Genomic DNA, 3,508 nt, shown 5'->3' on the forward strand with positions numbered 1-3,508 from the left:
TGCCAGCGGTTGATGGTCTGCAGCATGAGCGTGTCGGACAGCTCTCCCGACGTGCCCTCGCTGCCGGCGGCCAGGCGCGCGGCGATCGCCTCTCCGCGATGATTGAGCAGCCCGACGACCTCGGTGAGGAGGCCGCTGACGATCGGCGAGGCTCGCACATCCAGCATCGGCGGGATATAGGCCTCATCGAGCACGACGGTATTGTCTGAGCGAACCTCGCTTACGCGTGCGATGCCAAGACTGAGCAAGCCGCCGCGCCCGCTGGTGTGCAGGGCGTAGCGGCAGCGCAGCTTGCCTATGGTAACGGGGGCGGCTGTGCTGTTGGTCGTGTTTGCATCGACGACGTCGACATCTTGCATCACGTACCGGGTAAGGTTGTCGGCAGCCGGATCGGCCGCTTCCAGTCCGCCCGGCTGAAGCACGGGCAGCGTCAGGTAGATGATCTGGTTGCGCGTGTTCTCGTTAAGTTCGAGGGGAGGGACAGGGTGGGCATCGGCGGGCAGTTCAAACGGGGTACCGTCCGCGAACACCCCCGCCGCCCGTTCCAAGGCGAACTTGCCGATCGACAAAAGGTCACGGTTAAGCCTCAAATCCGAGAAGCCCCAACCATATCCTCTCGCCGCCCGGAAGAGGTCGCGCGCCATTGCTTCGCCGTAGCGCGCCTGCTGCTGGAAATGCTGGGCACGGATGAACATGCCCTCGGACCAGATCACCTTGTTGTCGAACGGCATCGTCTCCCAATCCCTCTTGCTCGTTCGTTCGCAGGCATATCAGTCCTGCGGCCCGAGGCCGACAGACAGCGACTTGATATCCGCTTTCAGCTTCAGGTTCTTCTCGCCCTGCAAAGGCACCATGGCACGCCATTTCGCGTCTTGAAAGTCGCGGAATCCCGCTACCACGGCGACGAGCAGCGTCCCCGGAGCCATAGGCGCCTTCACTCTCTGCACGCCACCCGGCTGAAGGATCATCTCCGTCTTGCCGAGCATCGTGGGCCCGAGGGTCTTGGCGTCGTCCTCCCACAACTGCCGGAAGCTTGCGTTGGCAAATGCCGTGTCACCGGACAGCAGGTAAAGCCGAAGAACGAGGGGCGAAGGCGATCCATCCGGCTGCGGGTTGGCCAGCGGCGAGGCTGTCACCAGGAAATCGATCCCTGCGTCCGCTGGAGCCGGCTTGATCTCGATCTCAGTCGGTGGCGGCTTGCTCTTTCCCAGCAGCCCGCACGCGGATAGTCCGAGCGCCAGCAGGGCTACCATGACCATCCGCAGAACGCCTACCATCAAAAGACCCCAAGACCGGAGACCGTTACCTATTAAGCCTTACGCGTCATCCGGGTACTTTTCTCGAAGGAATATGCGCAGGCGCTCGTAAAAGCTCTGCCAGCTGTCCTCCGGTATGACCGCGCCCGCCGTATCGACCGCATAAGCGAGGGTCGGTACATCGAGGCTCGGGAAGGACTGGACCAAGCTGATCACGATCGCATCGTCCGATGATATCGCAGGCTGACCCGCCGATGCGGTTTGTGTCCTGCCGGCGGGCGTCCGATCGACGATATCCACAGGTTTCATCGTTGTCGGCGGCGTGGGAGCGGCCAACCAATCTTCCTTGATCGGCCCGTCGGACCCGATGGGGGAGTCATTTCCGGATGTGGTCTCCTGCAAGGCGGCGGAGAGTAGCGATGCGGCATCGATGCTTGCCGATGATTCGTTCCCGAAAGGCCCGTCCGAAACAAAGTCGCGCGCCGGCGCCTCCGGCGCGCCCTTGTGCACAAGGACACCGATCTCGACGTTGCCAAGCCTGAGACGGTCACTGCTGGTCAGCAGCCGCCTGCTTTGGAAACCGAGCGGTTCGTCGTTGACGAGGACGCCGTTGGTCGAGACATCGGTGAGCACGAACCCGTGCGGCTCGGCATCGATCCGACAATGTGCCTTGGAGACGAGACGCTCGGGATCGTGCAGGCTCCAGTCGGCGTCGGAGCCGCGCCCGATGATCATGCTGCCATCTTCCAGGATATGGGTGGGCTTTGTGCCCGGGAGGCGCTGGGGCTCCCTCAGAGAAAGCGTCAGTTTCACCGGATGGCCCCCATCCCGATCCCCTCGCGGGCCTACTTGGCAACGCTTAGCCGCTTATCGCTGCGAGCCCATATGCGTAATAGTGCATGCAGGAGCGTTCGTGAAGACGCACGTGCCAGGGAATCTCAATGGCCTGCGATTTGCGGCGAAGTTTTCCCGCAGCCATCGGCCCGTCCGTCAGCAGCAGATCGAGGATTTCCTTGGCATCGCCGTCAAGGGGACTCCTCTGGGAATGGCCGCCGATCCAGTTCTCCACGGGGGTAACCGTGGCGGTCCAGTCGAACGGGACCGAAAGGACGATCTCCCCACCCGGGGCGAGTACGCGATCGAATTCGACGAGGCCGTCGCGCGGGCTTGAAAGGCAGTCCAGCACGTTCATGCCGAGCGCGAAAGCGAAGGTTCCGTCGGCGAACGGCAGTGCCGTGGCATCGCAGATCCAAACGTCAGCGCTTCCCCGTGGCGCCTGCGGGACGGCGAACGAGCGGCGGTCGAAGACGATGCCGATCCGGCGGCGAGGGTAGTCGACCTTGCCTTCGACGATCGCGCGACGGGCCGCGCGCGCCAGCGAAGAACCAAGGTCGATGCCGAGGACGCGGCGTCCAGTGCGCCTGGCGAGTTCATGAACGGTACGGCCTGCGCCGCAACCGATGTCGAGCACGGGTCCTTCCGGCAGGTCGGCGCTCGCAAGGACGATCGCGGAGTCGAGTCCGCGGGCGATGGCTCCGGGCCGCGCGCCGCCGGGCGCGGGCTTGGTCTCGTTCGTGTCGAATTCGGCCCAGTGGTCCCAGACATAGGACGAAAGATACTGGCGCGCCGAATCGAAGCTGCTTGCCGGGCCTGCCGCGTCGCCGATCAGGCTTTCGATCATCGGACTGAGGTCGTTGCGTGCAAGAAGATAGAACAGATTGTCCTGTACGTAGCGGCGCACGTCGGCGACGATTACCGGCAATCCATCGATGATAGGGTATTCTCCCCCGCAGGCGGCGCAGCCAAGAATGCCTGAAATGATGTCGTCGTCCCGCTCCTCCTCCACAACCGTCACGCCGAGCGCCACAACCTGGCCGCCAATGCGGCAGCGCGGGCATAAGGGACGAAGCTCGTCGAAGTGACCGCGAAGCACTCTAGCCGCCGATCATCACGGTCGGGCATCCTGGCGGCAGAATCTTGCCGGTAGGGCTGGGAATGGGTGCCACGCACGCGGGGTGCGAGGTCATGTCGAGAACGCGGGCCGCCGGAAGGCCGCCAATCAGCACCGTGGCCGAACCCTTGGCGATCATGCCGGGACCGCCCGGGACGCAGGTTGCCAGCATGCAAGGCTGCGACATGTCGGTGGCGCGCGCTGCCGGTTGGTTGCCGATCAGCACGTTGGGCTGCCCCTTGATGATGGTGAGCGGCATTGCCGGATGGGGTGCGGGCGTGGGTGTCGGAGCGGCCGGATG

General features: G+C 64.1%; 5 protein-coding genes. All 5 read right to left on the reverse strand.

Annotated elements, in window-relative coordinates; translation table 11 throughout:
* Positions 1–731, reverse strand: a 731-nt coding sequence (tssK, locus tag Q0L57_RS08325) for a type VI secretion system baseplate subunit TssK (protein ID WP_296741013.1), incomplete at its 3' end; no start/stop codon positions are given.
* Positions 732–770: 39 nt separating this feature from the next.
* Positions 771–1,253, reverse strand: coding sequence for a type VI secretion system lipoprotein TssJ (tssJ, locus tag Q0L57_RS08330; protein ID WP_296741015.1), 483 nt, complete (start codon positions 1,251–1,253; stop codon positions 771–773).
* Between the two features lie 63 nt (positions 1,254–1,316).
* The gene (locus tag Q0L57_RS08335) at positions 1,317–2,069 is read right to left on the reverse strand and encodes an FHA domain-containing protein (protein WP_296741017.1); all 753 of its coding nucleotides are present in this window, start codon (positions 2,067–2,069) and stop codon (positions 1,317–1,319) included.
* Between the two features lie 46 nt (positions 2,070–2,115).
* On the reverse strand, positions 2,116–3,189 hold the full coding sequence (locus tag Q0L57_RS08340; protein ID WP_296741018.1) for a methyltransferase domain-containing protein: 1,074 nt from the start codon (positions 3,187–3,189) through the stop codon (positions 2,116–2,118).
* Between the two features lies 1 nt (position 3,190).
* The coding region (locus Q0L57_RS08345) for a PAAR domain-containing protein (RefSeq protein WP_296741019.1) at positions 3,191–3,508 on the reverse strand (318 nt) is incomplete at its 5' end.

The organism is Mesorhizobium sp., assembly GCF_024509055.1.
Classification (GTDB): Bacteria; Pseudomonadota; Alphaproteobacteria; order Rhizobiales; family Rhizobiaceae; genus Mesorhizobium.